4 protein-coding genes and 1 pseudogene are annotated in these 5,532 nt (G+C 59.7%); 4 read left to right on the top strand and 1 reads right to left on the bottom strand.

All coding sequences use genetic code 11. The features are described 5' to 3' along the window. The 4 genes from WB528_RS27145 to WB528_RS27130 all read left to right on the top strand — a co-directional run. The coding region (locus WB528_RS27145) for an efflux RND transporter periplasmic adaptor subunit (protein ID WP_423892429.1) at window positions 1–949 on the top strand (949 nt) is incomplete at its 5' end. Window positions 950–961: 12 nt separating this feature from the next. After that, entirely contained in the window at window positions 962–4,102 is a 3,141-nt protein-coding gene (locus WB528_RS27140) for an efflux RND transporter permease subunit (protein ID WP_423892428.1), read from the top strand. 94 nt (window positions 4,103–4,196) lie between these two features. Further along, window positions 4,197–4,337 carry a hypothetical protein gene (locus WB528_RS27135; protein ID WP_423892427.1) on the top strand — a complete coding sequence of 47 codons (141 nt, stop codon included), beginning with the start codon at window positions 4,197–4,199 and terminating at the stop codon, window positions 4,335–4,337. A gap of 48 nt (window positions 4,338–4,385) precedes the next feature. Next, window positions 4,386–4,556: a hypothetical protein gene (locus WB528_RS27130; RefSeq protein ID WP_423892426.1), complete on the top strand. Its 171-nt coding sequence runs from the start codon at window positions 4,386–4,388 to the stop codon at window positions 4,554–4,556. Window positions 4,557–5,230: 674 nt separating this feature from the next. Here WB528_RS27130 and WB528_RS27125 read toward each other — a convergent pair. Beyond that, window positions 5,231–5,532: pseudogene (locus WB528_RS27125) on the bottom strand (branched-chain amino acid ABC transporter ATP-binding protein); the annotation flags it as partial.

Here is a 5,532-nt window from a genome sequence, read left to right as displayed (position 1 = left end):
CAACATGGTGGCGGTCAAGAGTCGCGTCGACGGCCAGATTGTCAGCGTCGATTTCAAGGAAGGCCAAGAGGTCAACGAGGGCGCCGTATTGTTCCAGATCGACCCGCGGCCATATCAGGCGGCGCTCGACCAAGCTTCAGCCAACACGGAAAAGGACCAGGCGACCCTCGCCAATGCGCAGCTCAACTTCACCCGCGATGCCAAGCTGATCGACAGTCATCTCGCCATCTCGCAGCAGCAATACGATACGGACAAGGCGACCGTCGCAGCCGACCAGGCGGCGCTCGACAGCGACAAGGCGCAGGTCGAGGCAGCGCGGGTCAACCTCAGCTATTGCACGATCACCTCACCGATCGACGGCCGGCTCGGCGCGCGGCTCGTCGACAAGGGCAATCTGGTGCACGGCACCGGCAACACCACGCTGGTCAATATAACCCAGATCAAGCCGATTTTCGTCAGCTTCACGTTGCCGCAGCACACGCTCGACGAGGTTCGCAGCCAACAGGACAGGCGGCCGCTCGCGGTCAATGCGGTCGCGGGCGACAACGAGACCACGCTCGCCGAGGGAAAGCTTACGTTAGTCGACAACATGGTCGACCCAAGCACCGGCACGATCCACCTGAAGGCGCAGTTCGACAACCAGGACGAGCGATTATGGCCCGGCGAATTCGTCAACGTCAGGGTTATGCTTTCGGTGCGCCAACAAGTTCCTACAGTTCCGGAGCAGACCGTCCTCGAAGGGGCTAACGGGCGCTTCGTCTACGTCATCAAGCCGGACGACACCGTCGAGCGACGTGCCGTTGAGGTTGACGCGGTAGAGGACGGCAAGGCCGTCATCGCCAAGGGCCTCGCGGCCGGCGAGCGGGTCGTCATCGAGGGCCAGTACCGGCTCAATAACGGCGCCGCGATAAGTATCCTGCCCGCCCGCAAAGCGGCTGCGAGCGACTGAACGGCGCCCCCAATGAACATTTCCGAACCTTTCATCCGCCGCCCGATCGCGACCTCGCTGCTAATGGTGGGGCTGCTGGTATTCGGGGCCGGGGCCTATAATCTGTTGCCCGTGGCAGCGGTGCCCAATGTCGATTTTCCGACGATCACCGTCACCGCGCAATATCCGGGCGCCAATCCCAGCACGATGGCCTCGTCAATCGCGACGCCACTCGAACAGCAATTCATCTCGATACCGGATCTGAGCGAGATGACGTCGTGGAGCGGCGTCGGCGTGACTTCAATCACGCTGCAATTCGAGCTGAACCGCAATATAGATGCCGCTGCGGGCGACGTGCAGCAGGCGATCAATGCGGCCAGCGGATTGCTGCCTAAGGACATGCCGACCCCACCGACCTACCGCAAGGTGAACCCGGCGGACTTCGCCATCCTGATATACGCTATCCATTCTGACGCGCTGCCACCCTACAAGGTCGACGAATACGCGACCAACATCATAGCAGACCGCTTATCGACCGAGCCCGGGGTGGGGCAGGTCTTTGTCTTCGGCTCGATGCCTTATGCAGCCCGCGTCCAAATCGACCCGGCGTCCCTCGCCGCCAAGGGACTGGGGCTTGAGGATGTCCGCAACGCGCTCGTTGCGGCAAGTGTCAACCGGCCGAAGGGCGCAATCGAGGGCTCAGATCAGTCGGTCTCGCTCGATACCAACGACCAGCTCTACAACGCCGCGCAATACGGCAATGTCATTATCGCCTACAGGAACGGCGCGCCGGTACGCATCAAGGATGTCGGCGACGTTATAAACTCGGTGCAGAACAACCGACTTGTCTCATGGTTCGGCACCCATCGCGCTGAGGGCATCGCCATCCAGAAGAAGCCGGGCGCCAACACCATAGCGGTGGTAGACCGGATCAAGGCATTGATGCCCAGGCTCAAGCAATCGCTGCCGCCAGCGGTTCACGTCGACCTGATGTCAGACCGCTCTGAGACGACCCGCGCGTCCATCCGCGACGTGCAATTGACGATGATAGTGACGATTGGCCTTGTCATTATCGTGATCTTCCTGTTTTTGCGGACCATGTGGGCGACGGTGATCCCGAGCCTGGCGGTGCCGCTGTCGCTGGTCGCCACTTTTGCCTTCATGTATGTCGGCGGCTACAGCATCGACAACATTTCCTTGATGGGCTTGACGATTTCGGTCGGCTTTATCGTCGATGATGCGATCGTCATGATCGAAAACATCGTGCGCTATATCGAACAGGGGATGCGGCCGTTCGATGCCGCGCTCAAAGGCGCAGGGCAGATCGGCTTTACGATTATTTCGATCACTTTTTCGCTGATCGCGGTGTTCATGCCGCTGTTGTTCATGGGCGGGATCATTGGCCGGCTGTTCCGTGAATTTGCCGTGACGATCTCGGTCGCAGTCGTCGCGTCGGCAGTGATATCGCTGACCCTGACGCCGGTGATGTGCTCACTGTTCTTGAGGCAGGAGGGACTGCACCCCAAAGGTCGCTTCAGTCGCGGCTGCGAGCGCGTTTTCCAGGCGTCGCTGCGCGCCTACGACCGTGGCCTCATTTTCATCTTCCGCCACCAATTTTCGGCGCTGCTCGCGACGCTCTTGCTGATGGTTGCGACCGGTTACCTTTACGTCAAGATGCCAAAGGGCTTTTTCCCTGAGCAGGATACCGGATTCATTTTCGGTGAGCTCGACGTTCGCCAGGACGCGTCGGTTGCCAATACCGACAAGCTCCGGCGCGAGGTGGTCAATATCGTGATGCATGACCCCGACGTCCAGGGTGTCTTCTCCTACGCCGGCGCCACGCCATACAATCCCGCGGAGAACACGTCACGCATCTTTTGGGGATTGAAGCCCTACGACGAGCGCGCTGACACTGCGGAGCAGATCATCCAGCGGTTGAACAAGAAGGTGGCCGGCATCGAGGGTGCCAAATTCTATATGCAGGTGCCGCAGAACATTACCGTTGGTGGTCGACTCTCCCGGACCCAGTATCAATATACGCTGACAGACACCGATGTCGATGAACTCAACCATTGGGCGCCAATCATCGAATCCGGTATGAAAAAGCTGCCGGAATTGCAGCAAGTCGCATCCGATCAACAAATTGCCGCGGCCCACCTGGCCATCGATGTCGACCGCGACGCCGCCTATCGTCTTGGGCTGTCGGCCGATCTGATAGACCAGACCCTTTACGACGCGTTCGGCCAGCGGCAGGTCGCGACAATCTATACCGCGACCAATCAATACAAGGTCGTGCTCGAAGTGCAACCTCAGTTCCAGCGCGATCCAAACCTGCTATCGGAAATTTATGTGTCAAGTCCCTCTGGTGCGCAGGTGCCGCTGAGCACTTTCGCTCATTTCACCCGCAAGAGCGAGCCGCTGCTGCTCAGCCACCAGGGTATCTTCCCGGCGGTGACGCTGTCGTTCAATTTGACGCGCGGAGTCTCGCTCGGACAGGCGGTCAGCGCCATCCAGGCCATGACCGAACGCCTGCACGTACCGCCGACATTGAACTCCTCGTTCGCGGGGACGGCACAGGCCTTCCAGGACTCGCTGTCATCGATGCCGCTGTTGCTGGCTGCTGCGATCCTCGTCGTCTACATCGTCCTCGGCGTCCTGTATGAAAGCTACATCCACCCGATCACGATCTTGTCGGCGCTGCCGTCGGCTGGCGTCGGTGCACTGTTGCTGTTGCTGCTGCTGCATTACGACCTGTCGGTGATCGCGATCGTCGGTATCGTCCTGTTGATCGGTATCGTCAAAAAGAACGCGATCATGATCATCGACTTCGCGTTGCAGGCCGCGCGCATCGAAGGTAAGAATCCGCAGGAGGCGATCCACCAAGCGTGTCTTTTGCGCTTCCGCCCGATCATGATGACCACGTTTGCGGCGCTGTTCGGCGCAGTACCCATCGCTTTCGGTACCGGCGGAGGTGCGGAACTGCGCCAGCCGCTTGGTGTCGCGATCATCGGCGGTCTGTTGGTGTCGCAATGGCTAACGCTGTACACGACGCCAGTCATCTATCTCTACCTCGAACGGCTATCCCGCTGGCTGGGCCGCACCTACCGGCCGTCGCGCGTGGCGGACGCGCTGGAGGGCGGGACACCGGCGAAGGAACGCCAGGCGGCGGAATGATACCTGTTGCCGGACGTGGTTGGCCCGATTCTCATCCGCACTTTCGGTCTGATCAGGCCGCGGCTTACCTGCCGGCACCAGCGACGTCATCCACTTGGCCCTGATTGCGCACCTTAGCTGGTCGCCGGTAGTACGCGGCCTCACGATGCGGAAGCGCAAGAGCAAGAATGACCGCGTCGATGAAGTTGAGGACGGAGGGCGAACGCAGGTCGTCGAAGAACTCCTTCATGCTTGAAGGGGACCGCGCATTTGTGCAGGCTGCACGCGAGGTGGGGATAAAGGTATGGCGGTGCTTTTGCTGCAGGTGTTTCCGGTATTCATCGGCATCGCGGTTACACTGTTGGTCGCGGCGACGTTTTTGAATGCGCGCAAAAAAGTACAGGCATCAGGAGAATCAGACCCCCCGCTGCTCAAACTTCCTGACGATGCCCCGCCTATTGATAGCGGAGACTGACCTTCTCAAGGAGCTAGGATTTCCGTGGAGCAACTGGGCGTCCCGCGAATCATAGCACGGTTTCGGCGGAATGGACTCAAGCTTGAGGAATTGTTCAAACTCAAATTCCTGGCCCACTCTTCTGCAGACCAAGACTTGGCGCGGGCTTTACCCCTTTAATCGCGCAGAATACCGTGATGCTAATGGAGCTGCTCGCACGGAGTTCCGCGGGTTAGCGGCCGTAGTCGCGCAACTTGGCCACTGAGAGTGCGAAATTTCTCGGGCTTCGCACCTTTAATTCGGTGGTTTCTCAGAACGCGACTTTGCCAGTGGCTTTCTCTGCGAATCATGGTGCGAAAATTGGATCGCTTGCAAGAAATCGACGCTTAGCCTTCAACAGCGCGGGCCTCAGTCCATCGAATTTTTCTCGGTGGGATGTTCGCCTCTCAAGAACTTGCTGGGCATGGTTGGTGTCAATCGCGACGAAGCGTGGGAGATTGCGCGGCGGCCCTGTCCGGATCTTCCTCCGAATAGCCCTGACCGTCCGGGCCGAAATGGCCGAAAGCCCTCATCGCGAGAAATCGACCAGCGCGGCGAGGCGGTCATGTTGGCGGAGGTTTGGATCAGGTCTATCGCCGTTTACTAATAGCAATTCATCAGACAACGCTGTGGCGCGGGCATACTTTGCTCCACGGTCATGCGACACCGCCGAGATAAAGCCGCTTGACCGTGTCGTTGCCTCTCAGCTCTTCAACCGAGCTGGCCGCGACGACGATCTCGCCATGGACGATGATATAACCGCGATCGGCGATGCGGATCGCCTGGTTGAAGTTTTGCTCCGCCATCAGCACCGTCAGGCCGAAACGCCGATTGAGTTCGCCGATCTTGGCGATGGTCTGTGTGACCAGCAGCGGCGACAGCCCTACGGACGGCTCGTCGATCAGCAGCAGCCGGGGCGATGACATCAGTGCGCGCGCGATGGCGAGCATCTGCTGCT

This window comes from Bradyrhizobium sp. (genome assembly GCF_049586575.1).
GTDB lineage: Bacteria > Pseudomonadota > Alphaproteobacteria > Rhizobiales > Xanthobacteraceae > Bradyrhizobium.
The sequence above is the reverse complement of the archived record's forward strand: the minus strand, read 5'-3'. Positions and strand labels throughout refer to the sequence as shown.